The sequence below is a fragment of the Coprococcus sp. RTP31081st1_H1_RTP31081_211007 genome, assembly GCF_040227275.1.
Taxonomy (GTDB): Bacteria; Bacillota; Clostridia; order Lachnospirales; family Lachnospiraceae; genus Coprococcus; species Coprococcus aceti.
The window spans coordinates 24,014-45,248 of sequence record NZ_JBEHVP010000001.1 but is presented as its reverse complement, the minus strand read 5'-3'; the positions used below and the strand labels follow the sequence as shown (position 1 = coordinate 45,248).

At 42.1% G+C, this 21,235-nt stretch carries 17 protein-coding genes; all 17 read right to left on the bottom strand.

Annotation, left to right across the window (positions count from 1 at the left end):
• Positions 1 to 86: 86 nt before the first annotated feature.
• The 17 genes from ABUA31_RS00170 to ABUA31_RS00090 all read right to left on the bottom strand — a co-directional run bounded on the left by ABUA31_RS00170 (position 87) and on the right by ABUA31_RS00090 (position 21,204).
• A complete protein-coding gene (locus ABUA31_RS00170) occupies positions 87 to 1,697 on the bottom strand; it encodes a sensor histidine kinase (protein ID WP_022216566.1) in 1,611 nt (536 codons plus the stop codon).
• Positions 1,697 to 2,374, bottom strand: coding sequence for a response regulator transcription factor (locus tag ABUA31_RS00165; RefSeq protein ID WP_022216567.1), 678 nt, complete (start codon positions 2,372 to 2,374; stop codon positions 1,697 to 1,699). The genes ABUA31_RS00170 and ABUA31_RS00165 overlap by 1 nt, the downstream gene beginning before the upstream one ends.
• 165 nt (positions 2,375 to 2,539) lie before the next feature.
• Positions 2,540 to 3,184, bottom strand: a complete 645-nt coding sequence (locus ABUA31_RS00160) for a hypothetical protein (RefSeq protein ID WP_022216568.1) — start codon at positions 3,182 to 3,184, stop codon at positions 2,540 to 2,542.
• Positions 3,185 to 3,322: 138 nt separating this feature from the next.
• On the bottom strand, positions 3,323 to 4,048 hold the full coding sequence (gene trmD, locus ABUA31_RS00155) for a tRNA (guanosine(37)-N1)-methyltransferase TrmD (RefSeq protein WP_015534852.1): 726 nt from the start codon (positions 4,046 to 4,048) through the stop codon (positions 3,323 to 3,325).
• Positions 4,049 to 4,097: 49 nt separating this feature from the next.
• Complete coding sequence (gene rimM / locus ABUA31_RS00150; protein ID WP_015534851.1) at positions 4,098 to 4,640, bottom strand: ribosome maturation factor RimM; 543 nt, start codon at positions 4,638 to 4,640, stop codon at positions 4,098 to 4,100.
• A gap of 168 nt (positions 4,641 to 4,808) precedes the next feature.
• Entirely contained in the window at positions 4,809 to 5,036 is a 228-nt protein-coding gene (locus ABUA31_RS00145; RefSeq protein ID WP_004851223.1) for a KH domain-containing protein, read from the bottom strand.
• Between the two features lie 102 nt (positions 5,037 to 5,138).
• Entirely contained in the window at positions 5,139 to 5,384 is a 246-nt protein-coding gene (gene rpsP, locus ABUA31_RS00140) for a 30S ribosomal protein S16 (RefSeq protein WP_004851225.1), read from the bottom strand.
• 25 nt (positions 5,385 to 5,409) lie between these two features.
• Entirely contained in the window at positions 5,410 to 6,756 is a 1,347-nt protein-coding gene (gene ffh / locus ABUA31_RS00135; RefSeq protein WP_349818318.1) for a signal recognition particle protein, read from the bottom strand.
• Positions 6,757 to 6,786: 30 nt separating this feature from the next.
• The gene (ylxM, locus tag ABUA31_RS00130) at positions 6,787 to 7,143 is read right to left on the bottom strand and encodes a YlxM family DNA-binding protein (RefSeq protein ID WP_022059475.1); all 357 of its coding nucleotides are present in this window, start codon (positions 7,141 to 7,143) and stop codon (positions 6,787 to 6,789) included.
• Between the two features lie 199 nt (positions 7,144 to 7,342).
• On the bottom strand, positions 7,343 to 7,588 hold the full coding sequence (locus ABUA31_RS00125) for an aspartate dehydrogenase (protein WP_243002897.1): 246 nt from the start codon (positions 7,586 to 7,588) through the stop codon (positions 7,343 to 7,345).
• Between the two features lie 141 nt (positions 7,589 to 7,729).
• Positions 7,730 to 13,189 (bottom strand): DUF4132 domain-containing protein, encoded by a 5,460-nt coding sequence (locus ABUA31_RS00120; protein ID WP_349818317.1) that lies wholly within the window; start codon positions 13,187 to 13,189, stop codon positions 7,730 to 7,732.
• Between the two features lie 21 nt (positions 13,190 to 13,210).
• Entirely contained in the window at positions 13,211 to 13,624 is a 414-nt protein-coding gene (locus ABUA31_RS00115) for a hypothetical protein (protein ID WP_161171822.1), read from the bottom strand.
• A 112-nt stretch (positions 13,625 to 13,736) separates the two neighbouring features.
• Positions 13,737 to 17,117, bottom strand: coding sequence for a DEAD/DEAH box helicase family protein (locus tag ABUA31_RS00110; protein WP_349818316.1), 3,381 nt, complete (start codon positions 17,115 to 17,117; stop codon positions 13,737 to 13,739).
• Positions 17,110 to 18,258 carry a restriction endonuclease subunit S gene (locus ABUA31_RS00105; RefSeq protein WP_349818315.1) on the bottom strand — a complete coding sequence of 383 codons (1,149 nt, stop codon included), beginning with the start codon at positions 18,256 to 18,258 and terminating at the stop codon, positions 17,110 to 17,112. The genes ABUA31_RS00110 and ABUA31_RS00105 overlap by 8 nt, the downstream gene beginning before the upstream one ends.
• Positions 18,251 to 18,472, bottom strand: a complete 222-nt coding sequence (locus tag ABUA31_RS00100) for a hypothetical protein (protein ID WP_117549451.1) — start codon at positions 18,470 to 18,472, stop codon at positions 18,251 to 18,253. The genes ABUA31_RS00105 and ABUA31_RS00100 overlap by 8 nt, the downstream gene beginning before the upstream one ends.
• A gap of 487 nt (positions 18,473 to 18,959) precedes the next feature.
• Positions 18,960 to 19,928 carry a site-specific tyrosine recombinase/integron integrase gene (gene xerA / locus ABUA31_RS00095; protein ID WP_349818314.1) on the bottom strand — a complete coding sequence of 323 codons (969 nt, stop codon included), beginning with the start codon at positions 19,926 to 19,928 and terminating at the stop codon, positions 18,960 to 18,962.
• Between the two features lie 109 nt (positions 19,929 to 20,037).
• Entirely contained in the window at positions 20,038 to 21,204 is a 1,167-nt protein-coding gene (locus ABUA31_RS00090; RefSeq protein WP_349818313.1) for a restriction endonuclease subunit S, read from the bottom strand.
• Between the last annotated feature and the right edge of the window lie 31 nt (positions 21,205 to 21,235).

Genomic DNA, 21,235 nt, shown 5'->3' with positions numbered 1-21,235 from the left:
TATAAATATATTTGCAGATGCCAGAATCCAACAGAAAAAGGAAACCCTTAGAATTATAGCCTAAAAGTTTCCTCCTTGCAAAGTATTTATTGTTCTGACGTGTTATCTGCGCTATTCTCCGGTATCATTTCCGGTTCGCCATCATCCTGCTGTATGATATCAAGGTCGAAGTAGAATACCACTCCATTCTCCACATTGTAAACACCATAGTTCTTGTTGTGAGCCGCCATGGACGCCGCAACTATAGAAAGTCCAATACCGCTTCCACCATACTCTCTCGTCCTCGCCTTGTCCACCTTATAGAACTTAATGAATACCTTATCAAGCTCATCGTCAGGAATGTTCGGTCCCTCATCATATACAAATACTCTCAAGTTGCCTGTGACGAGTCCATCCTCAGTCCTTCTCGGCTGATCATAGTCCTTATTCGCCGTCCACACTCTGACCTTGCCTCCATCGTTGCAGTAATGAAGTGCATTTGTAAAATAATTGGTGAATACCTGCTCTATCATGAACTCATCTGCATATACGTTGCACACATCATTCAGCTCATCCGCCAGCTCAACTTCCGCATGGTTCTGCTCCACCAGAATGGATGATGAATCCACTACATTCTTTATGAGTGCATCTATGTCAAATACCACAGGATGAACCCTGTCCACTCCAAATTCAAGCTCATTCAGATCAAGTAACTGTCTGACAAGCTTATTCATCTTGCCAGCTTCGTCCAGAATGACATCACAGTAAAACTCCTTGCTCTCATCATCCTCTATAACATTGTCCTTAAGGCCCTCGGCGTATCCCTGTATGAGAGCTATAGGAGTCTTGAGTTCATGGGACACATGGGACAGGAACTCCTTCCTCATCTCATCTATCTGTACCTTCTCATCAATATCCGTCTGCAGCTTAGCATTTGCCTGTTGAAGCTCTGTCAGCGTGTTCCTCAGCTGATATGACATCTCGTTCATACTGTCCGCCAGCTCACCAATCTCATCGTTGGATGCGTGATCCACCTTCACATCGAGATCAAGCTGTGCCATACGATTGGCAACCGACGCAAGATTCTTTATCGGCTTTGCAACCGCATTGCTTATAAAATAAACCATCACAAATCCAAGCAGTGCCACCACTGAGAACACCAATAAAAAGAACTTCAAAGATGTAACTATCGTTGAGTCCACACTGGAAATAGGTTTTCTGATGATGACAACAAAACCATTGTCAAGGAATCCGACAACGTCATAATAGCTGTTGCCTGTATTCCTGTCATTTGTGATCTGTATATCATATTTATCTGTCTTCTCAATCTGCTTTCTCTTTATCTTCGGATTGTCCGGATTCTTTCCACCGCTGTAATTGAAGTAGTCTGCTATAAATGACAGATTGTTATATACCGCAGCCTCCTCGTTAACCGTCGTGTACACATGCATATTCACACTGTCAAAGATAAATATCATCGCACCTGACTGATTGATCACATCATTCGCCAGCTCTTTACTGTCTATATCCTCATCCCGTCCGAACAGTTCATTGCAGGAATTGTATGTATCCAGCAGCATCTGTTCCATGCTGTGATAGAAATACTTCTTGATAAAGATCATGGTTATAGCACACGACATAACCACCATGATAAGTATGGTCGCAGCCAGAGACAACGTTATCTTGGTCCTGATCGATGTCCTTTTTGATTTCTTCATCACTCTACCTCGAATTTATAGCCCATTCCCCATATAGTCTTGATATATTCGCCCTTATCTCCCATCTTGCTTCTGAGCTTCTTGACATGCGTGTCTATGGTTCTAGCATCGCCAAAGTAATCATAGTTCCATACATTGTTGAGTATCTTCTCTCTCGACAATGCCACGCCCTTGTTCGTGATAAAATACTGAAGCAGCTCGAACTCCTTGAAGCTGAGCTCAACCGGCTTGCCATCTATCGTCACCACATGAGCCGACAGATTCATCTCAATACCTCCGGCTACAAGCTTCTCATCTGAAGCGGCATCCGTTGTTCTTCTGAGTATCGCTGCAACTCTGGCAACAAGTATCTTGGGACTGAACGGCTTCGTTATGTACTCATCTACTCCCAGATCAAAGCCCTGGAGCTCATCGCGCTCATCTGCCTTCGCGGTAAGCATGATAACCGGAACCTGTGAGAACTTTCTTATCTCCTTAAGAGTCTCCCATCCGTCCATCTTAGGCATCATGACATCAAGTATTACAAGAGATATATTCTTGTCATTCATGAATATATCCAGGGCCTGTTCACCATCTCCGGCCTCAAGAACCATATACCCCTCTCTTGTGAGGAAGTCCTTGACAAGCTTCCTCATTCTGCTCTCATCATCAACCATAAGAACCTTTATTGAATCCATATCGTACCTCCACATATAGAATAATATCCAATTTATCTCAATATAACATTGATATTTGTAAAAAATGTGAACTGAGCATATTTTTTACAGTATACCACAGCAAAAAAGCAGTGAACACACTCATGTATCCACTGCTTTTCAAAATATTCTTCTATATCTTAAATACTACTGCGCTGCCTCTGTTGTCTCAACCTCATCTGTCATGGCCTCGCTTGGATCTATAGCCTCTGTGTTGGCCTCTGTTGTGCTTCCTGCCTCACTGGTTGCAGTTGTTGCTATCTCGCCGTTCAACGTTACATTCTCCTTCTGGGCAAGTGCATATACTGCGTCATTGTATGCTGTATACTTGCTCTGGGCGTCTGAGAGAAGCTTCTGTGCCTCTGTCTGGATGTCCTTGTTCTTATCCTTAACAGCAGCCTCAACCTTCTGCATAGCCTCATACTGTGCATTCATGGCATCATAATACTGATCCTTGAGCGCCTTCACCTCGTCGGTCTTGACTTCTATAGCCTGTACGTCGTCAAGAAATGTCTTATAATTTGGAAGCAGATTGTCTGTCAAATCCTTGAGCAGAGCATCTGTATCAACAGCAGTTCCCTCAGCAAAATATGAGTTGAACTTCTTCATGATCTCCGCTTCCTCTGTATCCATCTTAGGGATATCTGTTCCAACAAACTTGATGAACTCATCCTTCACCTCTGATGCAGCCTCTGTGGTTGCCGTCGTCTCGTCTGCCTTCTTGTTTCCACATCCTGTAAATGAGAATGCAAGAACCATAGCCATCATAGTCATAAGTAATCTGCGTTTCATAATCTTTTGTCTCCTTGTTCTTCCTTGTATTTGTGTATGCCCTGCAGTCGCGTCTCCACAAGGTTATGGCAGAATTCGAATAACCTCGAATTCTGCCATCTCTTAGTATACCACCTTAAGACCACAGGTGGCAACCTGCTATTTTCTTCGTTTCTTTTTCTCCTTAGGAGGATTCTCGATCATATACTTCTCGTACATGTCCGGCCTGTGCTCCTTCGTCCTGGTGATAGACTGTTCAAGTCGCCACTCATTTATGAGCTTATGGTTGCCCGAAAGCAGTACATCCGGAACCTTCTTCCCCATGAATTCAGGAGGTCTGGTGTACTGCGGATACTCAAGCAGATTGTTATAAAATGTCTCTATCTCAGCACTGTCCTCATTGTTCAGCACACCTGGAACAAGTCTGGATACAGCATCCACGATAGCCATGGCTGGAAGTTCTCCGCCAGTCAGCACAAAATCGCCTATGGACATATAGTCATCGACTATCATCTCAAGGACCCTCTCATCTATTCCCTCGTAATGACCACACAGAAGAACTATGTCCTCCTTCTCCGAGAGCTCCTGTGCAATACCCTGATTGAAGGTTCTTCCCTGCGGAGTCATATATATGACCCATGGTTTTCTGCCAAGCTTCTCCACCAGTGCCGTGTATGCATCATACACAGGCTGCGCCTGCATGACCATGCCTGCACCTCCCCCATATGGGTAATCATCCACATGATTGTGTTTATCCTGGGTGTAATCTCTTATATTTATAGCTTCTATATGAAGTTTTCCCGACTCTATGGCCCTTCCCGTGATACTCGTTGAAAGTCCATTCATAACCATCTCGGGGAAAAGTGTCAAAATATAAAAATTCATAGTCCGCTCCTAGTATATGTTCATCATCTCACCAAACGTCTGTATGCGATCAATCCTCGTCATCTGAATCATCTGCTTCTACCATCTCAAATGTTCTGACCTTGACCTTCTTATTCTCTGTGTCAACATCGAACACGAAATCCGGTACTACAGGTATAAGGATCTCGCTGCCATCATCCTTCTTAACGACAAATACATCATTTGCCGGAGTCTCCAGCACGTCGTCAAGGATTCCTATGTGCTCGTCATTCTGATCATATACATCAGCGTCAAGGACATCACAGATGAAGAACTCTCCATCCATGAGAGGAACTGCATCCTCCCTGTCAACAAGTATGTCATAGTTCTTAAAACGCTCTATATCATTTATGTTATCGTATTCTTTGAACTTAAGAATAACCATATTTTTCAAAAATTTGCAAGATGTACAATTAACCTCCAAAGTCTCTCTGCCATTTGACAGATAGCACTTCTTCAAGGTCTTGAAACGATCATTGTCATCCGTTGTCGGATATACCTTAACCTCGCCCTTTATACCATGGCTTGAGGTTATCACTCCTACTCTGAGTCTGTCTTCTGTGTTATGTTCCATGCTATCTCCTATATAAATATGGTAGCACGCTGAGGCGCGCGTAGGTCATCAGGCCTACGCCTGTGACATATAATATAAGGGGGAGTATAAACTCCCCCTCTTAACTCGGTAATAAAATCCTCTGTCATATGAAGATTAAGAAATACCACTTATCCTGCCTATGCAGTTCTACTTAATATCAACGACAACCTTCTTATCACCCTTTGAAGCAGCTGCCTTGACAACTGTACGGATGGATTTGGCTATTCTGCCCTGCTTGCCGATTACCTTACCCATGTCTTCTGGTGCGACTGTAAGGTCTATCTTTATTATGCCGTCTTCTTCAGTCTCGGTTACAGCTATCTGCTCAGGATGATCTACTAGGGACTTTGCAATGATTTCTACTAAATCTTTCATCTCTATACCTCCCAAATGGAACACCAGCCATGCAAAATCGACTTCGTCGATGGCTGGCGCTGCATATCAGCTTTTCATAGAAAAGCTGATACATCCGTAAAATTACTTCTCGATACCTGCCTGCTTTAATAACTTTGCAACTGACTCAGTTGGCTGTGCTCCAGTAGCTAACCACTTCTTAGCAGCCTCCTCGTCAATCTTTACTACTGATGGCTCCTGGTTAGGATCATATGTTCCGATCTCCTCGATGAATCTACCATCTCTTGGTGATCTTGAATCTGCTACGATCACTCTGTAGAAAGGATGCTTCTTATAACCCATTCTTCTTAATCTAATCTTTACTGCCATTGTTCTTGTTCCTCCTAAATATTAATTATCTTAAGCCAAAAGGCATTTTAAAACCACCGCGTCTTCTCTTTCCGCCCATCATGCCTGACATCTGCTTCATCATCTTCTTAGACTGTTCAAACTGTTTAAGGAAGCGATTCACATCTGCTATCTGGACACCTGCTCCATCTGCGATACGTTTCTTTCTTGACGGCGATATCGGATCCTGGAGTGAACGCTCTCTCGGTGTCATGGACTGAATGATTGCTTTTGGTGTTTTAGCAGCGTTCTCATCTATCTCAACATTCTTCATCTGACTTGCCATGCCTGGCATCATCGAAAGGATCTCCTGCATGCCACCCATCTGCTCGAGCTGAGCCATCTGATCAAGAAAATCGTTGAAATCAAAACTTGCTTTGCGGAACTTCTGTTCCATCTCCTTTGCCTTCTCCTCATCGATAGCCGACTGGGCTTTCTCTATGAGCGACTCAACATCACCCATGCCGAGGATTCGGCTTGCCATACGATCCGGATAAAATGGTTCCAGATCTGTAAGCTTTTCTCCCATACCTGAGTACAGGATCGGCTTGCCTGTGACTGCCTTGATCGACAGTGCAGCACCGCCTCTGGTATCACCATCCAACTTTGTAAGGATGACACCATCTATACCTATCTTGTCATTGAACGTTGTCGCTACATTGACCGCATCCTGACCTGTCATAGAATCTACTGTCAATATGGTGTAGGCAATGTCCAGATTCTCCTTTATCTCTGCAAGCTCATCCATCATATCCTCATCGACATGAAGACGACCTGCCGTGTCGAGAAATACGAGATTGATATTGTTCTTGGCTGCATGCTGTACTGCCGCCTTCGCAATATCCAGTGGCTTGTTGTTGTCTCCCATGGCAAACACAGGAACTCCAACCTTCTCACCATTCACCTGCAGCTGCTTGATAGCCGCCGGTCTATATACATCACATGCCACAAGAAGTGGCTTCTTGCCTTTGTTCTTGAACTGATATGCAAGCTTTGCCGCCGTGGTGGTCTTACCTGCTCCCTGAAGTCCACACATCATGATGATCGTGATCTCATTGGATGGTCTGAGCTTGATCTCTGTCATCTCAGAGCCCATGAGCTTATCCATCTCTTCCTTGACTATCTTGATGACCATGTGTCCAGGATTCAGACCCTTGAGGACTTCCTCTCCTACAGCTCTGTCACTCACCGACTTGACAAATGACTTTACGACCTTGAAGTTGACATCCGCCTCGAGAAGTGCTCTCTTGACTTCCTTCATAGCCTCCTTGACATCATCCTCAGTAAGTACGCCCTTGCTTCTCAGCTTCTTAAAAACGTTCTGCAGTTTATCTGATAAACTGTCAAATGCCATAGACATTCTCCCTTCTGATATTATCTATCATCAGAAATCTTCGAGTATCTTATCTGAATAATTCACTATATCTTCAATTCTGCCCGCAAGCCGTTCATCCGAGTTCATCGCCTTGAGCTCATCCGCACATTCCTTGATCTTCTGAACCTGTTCCTGTGCCTTCATGAACTTATGTACCAGCATAAGCTTCTCCTCATACTCCTCGAGAATCTTGTCACAGCGCCTTACCATATCATATACGCCCTGTCTGCTTATGTTGTTGAGTCTCGCTATCTCTGAGTAAGACATGTCATTGTTCACAACATCCTCGTACACGCTCTTCTGATGCTCTGTGAGCAGCTCACCATAAAAATCATATAACATAGACTGTCTGACTATCTTCTCCATAACAAACTCTCCGTAACGCACTTGCATGTAAAGTGTTTTTGCTTTACCATGGGCTATTCTAATACAGGCAGGGTGGGTTGTCAAGTGTTTTTTCTTGACAAAGTGAATTATATTTATATTTGTAGCAAATCCTCCGTCTTACAACACAAAACCCTGTATGTTTGTTATATCGCTACAGCGATAGTTTTACAAACTGTATTCAATATATCTTCTTCACATCATCCACCCGGTAAAGTCTCTTAAAATTCTCCAGATCCTTCTCCGACTGTATCACCATCACACCCACAAAGTTCCCGTCCTCTCTGCTCCTGAATCCAGCTACCTGTTCTCCGGTGCAGATAGAACATCTGATGACAGCCTCATGCTTTGCCTCGTCATAAGGGAACAGTTTTGCGTTCCCCTTGTGTTTTGACTTTAATTTTGAAATAAAACTTTTTCCAGTCACTATATCCACCTCTATACATACCATGTAAACAACTGACAATATACATTCTGAACCATCATCTTATCATTATGCTAACATTACGCCTCAGACACATAATCCGATACGACAGCATGGCAAGACCATCTTATCATTATGCTGACATTACGCCTCGATCTGCTCCAGTATATATGGATCCTTGATCTTATTGTCCTCCGCAAAGAACAGTATCTTCGTGAGCACCTCCGAGGTCTTTGGATCATCATCCACGAATGGCAGGAATATTCTGCCCCGCCTCTGGGAGTGTACAGGAAGTACATTTATCATAGGGCCTGCCTCCTGATGCACCACTCCGCTTCCAAGGTGGACTGTATAATTGGCACGCTTGCCCTCTATCACTGCATGGTTCTTTGTAAATGTGACATTTGTCAGCTTGAAAAGTGGCATAGTGAATTCTGCTATCGCCTTTCGCATCTCAACAGTTGAGTGTGAGGTCTCAGGATCCACGCCTCCTGCATGCGCCACGGAAACAGCCATGTCCACATCCCTCATGACCTCAGAGAATATGATATCTGGGATATCCTTGATCTTGAGATCCTTTCCTGTCTTTCTATCCGAAAATACCACCCATTCAAGCGTCGGTGATTCTATATCTGCAGGTGAGAACCAGTCTGCAAGAGCGTAGATCCGCGCTACTATATTCTCCTTGTAGTACACCTTCTGAAGTCCATCCTCTATATCAGCCACCCAGTGTCTTGACTTCAGGCAGCCTAGTGTCTTCTTCGGCTGGATCTGATTGCCCGCGTATCTGAGAGAATGTTCCATGTTCATCTCCTCTTCGGTCTTCACATAGAGCTCTCTGAACACCTGCTTGAACGGCTGGACGATCTTGTTGTCAAATACATACTTTTGTATGTCGTGCCACCTGCCTGCCGTGTACATGTGGAATGGATGTGCTACTGTGAGCTTTGTGTCGTCTGACAAATGTTTGTTTTCATCACCAGCGGTTGTTTCAACAAACACATTGAATCCATCCTCAGTTGCAAATCCCAGCACAACATTCTTGCTATCATAAAGTTCATTTGCCCCTGACATAATACTGTCAGCCGTACTATCCAGCCCTGCCTTCACACCGTCAGGCTCCACTACCTTAAACACCAGCGCAGCCACCATGTCATGTATAACAGGATTCTCCAGCATGCCCCTGATCTCAGCCCAGGTGTATTCCTCCTGGCTCTCCATCGCATCCTCAAGCATCGCCTTTGTACGCCTTGACTGCTCCGCCATCTGCTTCTTGGCATCCATCAGAGCCAATACATACTCATCCTTCTTGATCTTTGCCGGAACTGACTTTAACTGTTTGCCGTTCTTCTCACAGATGACAGCGCATTTGCCGCCGTCCTCCATCTCAAGCCATACGGTCACTTCTCCGACCTCATGCGGCTGAAAATATTCTGTCATGCCCTGAACTACAAGGCTTTCCATACGTAGGGTAAGTCTCGTCACGTCCTGATATCCGGCATTGATCGCCATATTGCGCATAGCTGTAGAAACTGCTGCCGCCTCGCTGGCTCTCCTCTGTGCTCCGAACTGCCTGCTCTCCTTCTTGAACTTCTGAAGGAACATGTATCTGTCCTTTATCTGCTCCTCATTCTCTATCGGCAGGATTCCCACCGCCATGAGCAGATCCTTGTTTCTCTTTGCCTCGATCTCGGCTATCAGCTCGGACTCATTGTATTTGCCAAGCGCCGCATCCGCGTATTTTCTCGCCCTGGTATGCTTTGCACCGTCCGAAATGTATTTCGCCGCCTTGTATATAAGCTGGAATCGCTTGTCACCCAGCCTGTCATAGACTTCGGTAAACCACGTCCTGTCAAATGCGCCGTCGTTCAGCTCATCCACCTCAAGCGGTGTAAATCTCGCTATCATAGCCTTTCTCTTGTCATCAAATGACTCGTTCATGTGCGCCATGAAGTAATAGCATCCCGCAGTAAATCCATCCCATCCAAGATACTCTCCAACTATATCTATCCACTCCGGAGAATACATAGCTGCCTCTATAAGCCTGGCATCACTTATATCCGTACCTGTAAGATAGGCCTTCAAAGTCTCCGCACTGTCATTTGCATCAGGCACACACGCCTGAAGAAGATGCGACATACTATTCTTCTTGCTGACCTTCTGACGGTTATAGTAATAACCGGTATTGAAATACGTTGATCTCTCCAGGGTCTCCTTGCCGAGGGCTGACAGTATCCTGACAAAATACTCCGCTCCAAATATTCTTGTAAGCCCGTATATATATGGAGAGAATTCTGTCTCTGTATCTCCCCTTGTGAGCTCTGCAGAAAGCACAAGCTCAGACATATCAGTGTACAGCTTCTTAGCTATATCCAGCCTTTTCTCGTCCGTCTCCGAGAACTCTCCTTCCGGACTGTGAAGAAGTATCTGCCTCACACTCCTCAGCCTTTCACGCTCCGTATATCCCCACTCATAGCCTCTGGTCTGCACCTTCCTGTTGCGCTCCGTTATAAAACGCATCACGTCAGATACACATTTGAGGCTCCTATCCAGGGAATTCCCCTCAAATGCCATCTTGTACATATAATCCCTGGATATAATGCCACGACTGTATGCGGCAATATAGTTCAGGAGACCAGGAACCGGCATGACACTTCCTGTGTGTATCCAGTAATATGAATTTCTATCATTTACAACGTCTGAAGGTATATTAAAGTTATGACACTTTGCAAGGGCATAGTTGTATGGGAACAAATGCCTGAAATTCTCTTCATTCTGCCTTGCCTCGTCAGAATCCTCTTTTACGTCCAATATATCGCTGTCACCATCGATTGCAAGCCACCTTGTTATTATCATGATCTGCTCATTTGTGAGCACACTTCTGTGATATACCTTTGAATCATCACCAGATATACTGCTGCCACCTTTATTCCCGCCAAATGTATATATGAGCTCATCGTTTCTTCCAAGCAGATAGTCTGCTGCCACAACGGCAAGTCTCATCTTGTCACTATCCATCACATATCTTCTATACAGGAATCCTATTACAGCTCTGACAATGGCAAGATATCCGAATGCCGGACATTCTTCTATATATATATTTCCAAACATATCCGCCATAAAACTCTCGCAGTACTTCTTGAAATCCTGTTTGTCACTGTTGTAGCCATTCAGATACACGTATAGCTGCATGCACATATACGGAGTCTGAATATTTTTCTCGTAGAAATCTACCCACAATTCCTCACATGCCACCTTGTCACAGCTCACATATATGTTCCCACCTGCCTCACCAAGCAGGCCGATCTCTCCGTCAGCCATCTCATACTCATCATTTTTGTGCTCATCCACAAATGCATCAAATTTTCTTAATATATTTATAACTTCTGAATCAGATGTCGTGTCTTTCTTTTTAGGCACAATCTTTGATTTGAGTTTTGCAAATGCACCCTCGCTCTTGGCAGTCCTGCACACATTATCATTTGCAATCCCGCTTTCAGGGAAATACTTTTTGTACAGCTCAAGGCACTCAGCCAGATAACTCTTGTCAAATACCGGCTCATAGTCCGCATTTACATCATAAAGTCCATACCCCTCATCTGCACCAGCCCGGTCTGTGCCAACATTTTTAATCTCACGTATAAGAATCTGCTCCTTAGTTGTAACACTGGATCTTCCATTCGCAGACTCCCTCTGCATAGCGTCTATATGACCAACACAATCTGCAAAAAGTTTCTGCCTGTTCTCATCATTTTTGAGCTGGAGCAGCAGGTCAAGTCCCGCTGTTCTCTTCTCCTCCTTGGAATCTGCGAGAAGTCTTCCGATGAGATCATCCATGTCATCACCATCAAGCTTATATAATATAGACAGTACAGTCTCCCTTATGTCTGACTTCTTGTACTTGAGCATATTCTCAAGCTGTACATAATTCTCCGGCGAAAGCTTCATATCCTTAACGATCATCGCCGCCTTGTTTCTGGTATATGTCTCCTTGTCGGCAACCGCATCCACCAGTATGGCACGCTGTCTGTCATTTGCCGGCTGCCTTACAAGCAGAAGCAAAAGCGCATCTCTGCTATACCTTGCGGAATCTATCTCAGGAACCATCTCCGCTATGTAAGTGATCTTGTCCTCATCCCTGAGAGCGCTTGCGCAGACCGCAAGTCTCATGATGATTGCGGATCTGTCCAGATATTCGGCATTCCATGGAAATACACACGGATCAAACTCAAGCCTCTTCTTTGGCATGCGCTCAAGTATGCCCATGAGGATGTCGTACATCTCCTGACATTCTTTCCTGCTGTCAAAATATTTGTCCACCTCGGCAAATGTCATTTTCTTAAGTTCATTGTTGTACGATCTGCCGTCTTTATATATGAGACTATTCATATAACTCTGATAATCTGACATGAAACTTGGCATGATGACCGCCATGGTATCCATCTCGTCCGGGAATCTTTTGATAAATTCCTTTGCAACGCTGTGTGTGTACACCTTTCCCAGACTCATTGCCCTGATATATGTGCCAAATACCAGTCTTTGGTGTCTGCTGCCATCAAGCGCCAGCTTGTTCATCACATGGCATGCCTCATCCACATCAAAGAAACCATAGCTCCACAGCGCAAGATAGATCTGCATGGCATCCTCGCCGGATAAAGCTTCACGCCTTGCATTTTCATCATTCAGATATGTATCTATAAGAAGCAGCTGCTTCTTCTGTATACGGTCAAGCTTGCTCTCCTCGTCAGTCACAAGTCCTGTCCAGGTGGCTACAGCCCTCATGACTGATGAGAATCTCAGAAGATCATTCTCCTTTATCACATGGAACAGAGTCATAAATGCACCTGCCGTTCCATAATCCATATTCTCACATATCGCCTGCCTAAGCCCCTCCTGAAGCTTTGCTGCAACGAGCAGCTTGCCTACAGCCTCATGGAGCCTTGTGTTGGAGCTCATATATATTCCCCTGAGGATATTGGTCGTGAGCCTTGTCTGCGCACTCTCACCGAACATGATGTCCATGAGCACTTCCTCAAGCTCTGCATTCCCCCTGTCGAGCTCCGCCTGTATCCAATATTCAGATACTATTCTATACCCATTGCTGTTGCCATCCCTGTAATAGCACAATATATCCTGCGGCAATTTCTCCCTGTAGAGAGATACTATGTCGCATCCGTATATCCCCATGGAGTGATATTCATTCATGATCCTGAAATATCTGTCAAGAAATGCCCCATACCTCTTCGTACGCATGGTTCTTCTGTAATAATATTGGCTTGTCTGCCACTTGATTATGCTGTCTATAGAAGTGTAGAAATCCTCCATCAGATGATCCGGCACCCACCCTGGCAAATGCTTCAGCTCCCTCCTGAAGAATTCAGAAGGAACATTCTTTTCATTCTCAAGAAATGTCTCAAGTCTCTTGCCGATCGTTGACTCTTTTACATCTCCATAGTAATTATCCATCTCCTTAAGAAGCTTCTGCGCATCCGCACTGTAGCTCTTTCTGAGCTTCGTGGAATTCTCGTCAAATGCCTCTCTCACTTCATCTGCGATCTTCTTCTGCTCCTCAAGCTCAAACCTTGTCTTCTTGTCCACCGCCATTGTAACCCCTTTCTTTATGTTCTACCACATTCTGCCCGCCAGCATTGTGAGGCGGATAAATGTGATCTCATCCCCTTCGTTAAACTTCTCTTCCCTGTCCAGCTCCGTTAATTCATCCATACCGCGGAACACTCTGAACAGCCCATCCTCAAATCCTTGAATGGCTGTCTTCACTGCTTCATCCACATCCGGTTTCTTCTCCCCATAGACGATCCCGAACGCTATCTTTCCTATTCTTCCCATATCATCGATCTGTTCATCTGTCAGCACTGCATCGCCGCGATCCATGCGGGATATGTACTGTGCCACGCAGATCTTTACTGTCTCTGTTATGAGTTCTCTAAGTGTGCCCGGTACATTTGCGTATTCAAACGGGACCTTGTGCACTGTGTTCTTCCGCTTGCCGAGCTGTTTTATGTTCATGTATAAAGTCATGTGATTCCCCCGAAATCTTGTTATATGTATATTCACATTGTGCAGAAATTGCACATACTGAAATAAATGTTCAACTTGTGCAAAAATTGCATATATTGAATAATAGTGTCTGCTAAGCCACATTAGCATTTGCATTTATCTGATCTATTACTTTCTTTATGCCCATCCATACAGACGCGTTAAATATATCCGTTATACTTCCCCTGTCTGTAAATGGCGACTCCATCAGCACTGACATATCCTTTATCATTCCATTGTGTACCACATACTCAACTATCTGATTGACAAAGTATATCTGCCTGCTGTCATAATTTGTTTCATTCAGATATTCACTAAACGCCTCCTTTGCAGCGTTCATATCAAGCCCTACTATCTCACGGACAAATTCACCAAGAGGCTTGTCACCGATCTCACCCTCATAATCCTTTCTCGTTCCAATCTCATTCCAAAGGATATCCTCAAGTGCCTTCACATCCCCAGTAGTAAGGGGCTTATTTGTCTTGAGTTTTGCAATTACAATATTATCCTGATGCTGTTTTATATAGAATTCAGCCTTTGCTTTATAATTCTTCAGATCATCGTTCTCAAGTTCTGATTCATGCCAGTCAGTAGATAGGATATCATCATCAAAGTTAGTGTCGTATGTTTGTACTGTGCTTTTTATAAAGCTCATGATATCCCTAAGTCCTGTCCTTATCTCTTCGAACTCTATAATTCCAGCACCATCTACATAGCTATCCGACAATACTTTATCTATGATTTCTTTTCTGCGATCAATCTCATCAATATGTTTTCCTATAAGTCTTGAAAGTGCATTAGCCCTTTTTATAAGATCTCTCTTTGCTCTCTCGTCATTCTTTCCCACCACATGTGCAAGCTCCAAGCCATATATAAGCGCATCAAATCTCAAAGCACTCGGCTCATCACCATCTGCCATAATATAAGGCGATACTTCTTCCTTTACGACATTGACATCAGGGAACGTTATACTCTGGTAGTTTACTTCATCCGAGTATTTATCCAGATATCTCAGATGCTGCTTTACTATAAAATTATCCCTGTTATCCCTCGACAATCTCTGCACTTCACTGCTCATGTCAGATATCAGTTTTTCCAAGAAGAAATTCACCCTGTCGTCCCTATCAGTAAGTGACTGCAGCTTATACGCTATCTCAAATCTTCTCTGGAATATCGCACCCTGTATAGGCATCACATTTACAGCCTCTTTGCCCTTTTTCTTTACCCTGAAGAACTCAAAGTTACTACAGAAATCAAATATATAGAACAATTTTTTATCTTTGCCGTCCAGCAGTCCTTCGCAAAGTCTGGTTCCCCTTCCTATCATCTGCCAGAATTTTGCCTTACTCATTACCTTCTTGAAAAATACCAGATTGAGTATCTCTGGAACATCTATTCCCGTATCAAGCATGTCAACTGATATGGCTATCTGCGGCAGTTTCTTAGGATCCGAAAAATCATCTATTGCTTTCTGCGCAAATTTTGTCTGATTATCTATAACTTCCGCGTACCCAACAAGATGCGGATATTCCTCATTGAAAACCTCAAATATCTTCTCTGCGTGAGTATGATTCTTTGCAAATATTATTGTTTTTCCTATCTTCTGCCCGTAATCTATCTTGATTCCCTTATCCATAAATACACGTAAGACTTTTCTTATTGTATCCTTGTTGAATAACCAGGAATTAAGCGCAGCGGACTCTATCTTATCCGGTACATCCCCAGACTCTGTCACAAATGTTTTCTCATACTCTTCCTTATCTGCGTCCGAAAGTTCTTCATATACAATTCCCTCATCAAGGAACTTTACCTTGCTCTCAATTGTCATATAATCAACAAGATATTCATCCTCAACAGCCTGTGCAAGATCATAGCCATATGTAGGAACTCCATTTGCAAGTTCAAATATATCATAAGTATTCTTGTCCACTTCATCCTTCGGTGTCGCCGTAAGTCCCACAAGCGGTGCATCAAAATAAGTGAATATATCTTTATACTTGTTATATATTGACCTGTGCGCCTCATCACATATGATAAGATCAAAATGTCCACAGGTAAATATTCTTCCATCCTTGTCACTCGCACTGTCAACGCATCCGATCATGGTCTGGTATGTGGAAAATACACACCTTGCATTATAATTATTCTTCTCCTCCACCAGATTCGTGCAGGACAAATCAGGTAGCATATTCACAAAACTACGCTTAGCCTGCGTGACAAGTGAATTTCTATCTGCCAGAAATAGAATATTCTTCACCCATCCGGCATTTATCAGTATCTTACAAAGTGCTATCACCGTTCGTGTCTTACCAGAACCTGTAGCCATGACAAGTAATGCTTTTCTTCTGTTCTTCTGATCAAATGCATCGCACACGGCTTTTATTGCCGCTTCCTGGTAATAACGTCCGGCAATTGCCTTATCCACTGTTACATTTCTGAGACTTGTCCTCATGGACCTCAGATTAAACCACTTCTCCAGATCCCTCTTGGAGTAAATGCACGAACACTTTCTCTCTGGATATTGTCCATCAATAATATGTGTCTCAAACCCATTTGTAAGGAAGATAACAGGTCTTCTGCCATACTTTCTCTCAATGCTGTCAGCATACTCCTTCGCCTGATATCTGCCTGCCTCAACTCCGACACATGTCTTCTTCGCCTCTATAATAGCAAGTGGTCTCTGTGTATCATCATAAAGCACATAGTCCACCCGTCCATTTCCTGACCTGCTAGGAACACCATCAACATCAACTTCATCGATCCAGTCTGATCCCTGTACCCATCCTGCGTCCTCAAGCATAGCATCTATATAGAGTTTCCTTGTCTCGAACTCAGATATATCAAGCGGATGCTGCTTATAACGCTTCCTCTGTACCTGACTGCGTGCAGATAACTTCTCCTTGAGATCTGCATTTTCCTCAGCCAATGTCTTTAGATCTATCTTCTGTCTTTCAATCTCTTCCTGATTCTGACGAATCAACTCTTCCTGTTCTTTGAGCTGGCTCTTTGCATTCTCAGCATTCTCCCTAGATTTCTTGGCATTTTCACGTCTGTTCAATATGGCATTTCTATCAAATTCTCTCTGCTCATATCCCCGTACATAACAACATGAAATAAAGTCCATAAATATATGCAGATTTTCCAGGCAAAGCATAGCCTCGTCAAATCCCTGGCGCCTGTTATTGTGAGCCACACTGTTGCCTTTTCTTCGTATATAATCCAATCGTCTCCACAGGTCATTTCCCACATAATCTCTGAAGTCCTCTGAATTCAATAAACTGTGAAGATTATCCTGATACGGCGTTTCAAGTGAAGTCTCAACTGAATAAATCCATTTTATTGCAAACTCCATAGCCCTGCGGCAATTGAGTATACACATATCAGGATCTATAAGAATTATTCTCTCAGCCGATATTGCAACCCCAGCAAATGCGGCAAATCTTGGTTCATCCCTTAAGAAGTCGAAATTATTCATGTCTTTCTACCTCCTCCCCTTTGTCTTGTCGGTATATTATAAACACATTATATAGGTAAGTAATCAATTGTTCCAGTAGTTTGATGAGCGAGAGCAATTTTGATTTGTCGACTTGGTGGACGAAGGCCGCAAATTTATCTTGCTCTTCCATTTTAGGAAGTGGTATCATAATCTTTCTAATCTCCGAAAGATTAAGTGTCTTCTGGGCAATTCCTTTAACTTTTTCTTCAATTTGTCTCTGTCCATCTGGTGCTAATAACGCACTATGTAAATAGAAACTGTTAACCAATTCTCTTTTAGGCCTCAAATACGCAATATGTCTTTGGAACAAAAATCTTATATCTTCAGTTACAACTGCTGGATGTCCATAAGAACCTACCGTAGATAAAAGCAAATCACCTGGTTCAATCGGAGTTCTTTTATACAACTCATTATATGTTTCTTCACTAATGTACTTCTCTGTGTTGTATGTAACAGTATTATTTGAAAGGTTTGATACCAAAATAAACGGAATACCTTTTTCTTGAAATTTCGGTGGTTGATGTGTTCCATCAGTGATTATCAAACACAAATCATTAAGCAAAACCATATTACTACAATCCCCAAACATCTCTACAAATCGGGCTTTGATCAATTCATCTAACAATTGTAATTCATTCGATCTTAATTCAATAATATTTTCTATTCTTTTTAAGTTGTTTGCAATTTCTATCTGTTCATGTTTTGAAGGATATGGAATTTCTGTAGCATCAAAATCCCTTTTTACAATATGTTTCATAGTCGCCCCATGAGTTTTCCTTCCCATTTCATCGAGCTTATAACGCACAGCATATACAAAATAATTCTTATCAATATTGACCTTGTCAAATACGACTTTAAAAATATGCTGATTTAACAAAGCTTTTCCATTGTTCCATATATATACACCTAAGCTGGCAGACCAGGAAATCAAAACATCTCCATCGTTTATCTCTATTTTTTCTGGATAATCTCCATCATAAAAACCCAAATCGTAAGAATTTCCTGTCAAATCCTGAATCCGTATTATTGGTAATCCTACTTTGCCTCTATCATCTGGTTTAAATGCGTATCCATTAATGTAAGTTGCAGCCTCACCAAGTTTAATTAAATCTCTATGCATTTACTCCACCTTCTTTCAACTTGTTATATTGCTTTTTCCAAGCTCTTGAAGGTCTGTGACAAATACAATCACTAGATGTAAACGCACAAACATCTGGAATTGAGTTATTTGCACAGATATCTGGATTATTAACTCTACATCCGTACGTCTGACCATCTGTATCTAACACATTTAACGGCGCCGAAAATGAAATTCTTAAATCTTTTTCATCCATCAAAATCTTACACAATCTCAACCTCGTGTGTATTAATCTTGCGCATCGAACATATGTTTGCTATGATATATTTGGTGCTACCCTATTCGGTAGGCGGTTAGCCTTCGCCACAGGAGTTTATAACCTGTGTTTACATAGATAAATCCACTTGTGGAAATCTATACGGAGGTTTGTACTTATGCTTACAACGGAACTTTTTATAGCCATCATCAGCTTATGCATTACATGCTTTGCTCTTAGTTATGCCGTTGGCTCTAAGAGCAATGATAAGAAATAAGACAAAAAAGTAACCGCCCTGTCCTGACAAAACTTGGCGGTTACTTTTTTGTAAGCGTAATATCAGGGCTAACCGTCTATCGGTAGCACCTTTTAATATTATATTAGCATCCAACCGCTTTCATGTCAAACATATATTCGATTGTCATTTACTCATACAAATACGAATTTGAAGCTTGTGAATCATAAATATATATCCACAACAAATACATCATGCAATATACCGTCTATGCGATACCTTTACATTATTTTGATTAACTATCGCGTACTGCATAGTCGTATCTATCTGTGAGTGTCCCAATATCTTCTGCACCTGCTCTATCGGCATTCCTTTATCGATAGCTCTGGTTGCCATTGTTCTTCTAAATTTATGTGGATGTATTTTGTCTATATTCAATTTTCTTCCCAGTTCTCTAACTCTTATCTCAACTCCACTTATCTTTAATCTTGCATGCGGCGCATCAAGAGTGACAAATAAAGCTGGATTATCATCCGTCCTGCTCTCTATATATTCTTGCAAATGCAGCTTTGCCTTTGCATCGAAATAAACTCTTCTTTCCTTATCACCTTTACCGAATACTATGCATTCCCGCTCTTCAAAATCAATATCCGATATATTTAAACCTACCAATTCGCCTACTCGTATACCGGTTGAATACAATAGATCAATCATGGCAAGATCCCTGACGCACGTACAATTATCACGAAGTTTTTCAATCATTTCATCAGTTATAGTTTCCTTAACTGGCTGTTTCGTCTTTATTTTATGTATTCGCCTCATAGGACTCTTCAGTATGTAGTCCTCTTCTTCAAGCCAGCTAAAAAAGCTCGACATATTTCTCCGGACATTGTCTACAGTTACTTTGCTGCAATTATTAACCTTCTGATAATCAACAAGATACCCTCTTATCTCGTCAGTCGTTATCTTTCTGATAGGTGTGTCAATACTTCCAAGCATATGCTCAATAGTAACACGATAATACTGCAAAGTTCTTTCAGAACATCCCTCAATCTGCTTTGCGTCAATAAACATTTTCAAATATTCTACATTAGGGATTTCTTCTGTCTTAGCCTCATTCTCTACCAAATGTTTAAGTAACGTCTCCTGTAATTTCTTCATCTGAGATATATTCAGATAATCTGCCATCTCGTTAAGTATCTTGACTAATTTTTCTTCCATGTTAGTATTCTCCTTTCAGATTCTACCAACATCCTTCACCAGTCAAACCTTATTTAATTCTTATTTCTATACCTTAAACACATTTTGAGCAAACATATGCTATAAATTATTATCCAAAATATTTCTGCATTAAACTATCAAACAATATCTGTGCCTCATCAAGAGCCTTTTGCACAACAACTTTTGATTTGTCGACCTGGTGTACGAATGAAATAAACTCTTTCTGTACACTTATAGGTGGAATCATAATGCGTAACGAAGTAATCGAATTGAAGTTTAATCCAGCCTTTACAGCACTCTGATTCTTGGATTCAAACTGCTCTTTACCCGCATTGCTTTCCATGAAATAAGCTACATACAATGGATCAAGGATTTTTTTATTCAGACGTATACATGTGAGATGCTGATTGATGTAAGCTCCATGCTCTGCTATCTCCTTTGTAACAACTCCAGTACGTCCCAAGTCTGCTGTAATGCTAATCAGCAAGTCACCTTCTTGCACCTTTGTACGTATTGCCTCGGCATTACCTGGCGCATTGACTGACTGTATATTGTTTACCGAAATTCGGCAGTCTTTGACATTTTTAATTGTAATGAACCATTCAGTACCATCATCAGTGCAATACTTTGCCCATCCACGAGAACCTGATGTCAGGAATTCAATATACTCTGAAAGTTCACTCACTGGATACTGCCTAGGGTTAATCTTCGGATCCCCAAACATCTCTACAAATCGGGCTTTGATAAGGTTATCTAACAAATCTAATTCAGTCCCTCTACTTTCCAAAACCGACATCATATTATCAAGAATGTCTACTATTGCTCGCTGTTCTTCTATTGAACAAATCTCAATCTCTGCTTCAGATAAAATAGCCTTATTAAGTGTCTTACCCATTACAGCATTATTACTATCTTCATCCCATTTTTTATACTTAAAAATATAAAATATATATTCTGGTAAAATTTCAACAACATGTTTATCATGAAATGCCATTATTGCTTCATTTGAATACATGTCTTCTGATGTAATTGCCGTTTTCCCTATAGATAATTTAAAGCTCATTACAACGGTATTAGCAGGAATTATCTTTATTCCACTTTCACTTACTGCTCTCTCTGAAATATATTCTTTAGTTTCTGATATATATCCATGTGCTTTAGTCAAATCAGATATTGAAATCCATTTAAAATCTTTTGTATTCCAATATTCTATATTATTGCGGGATGGCGTTTTCCCCATCTGCAAGTCAAATATATCTTTTAACTTATATTTCATTTATATCTTCTATACAAATACGAATTTGCTA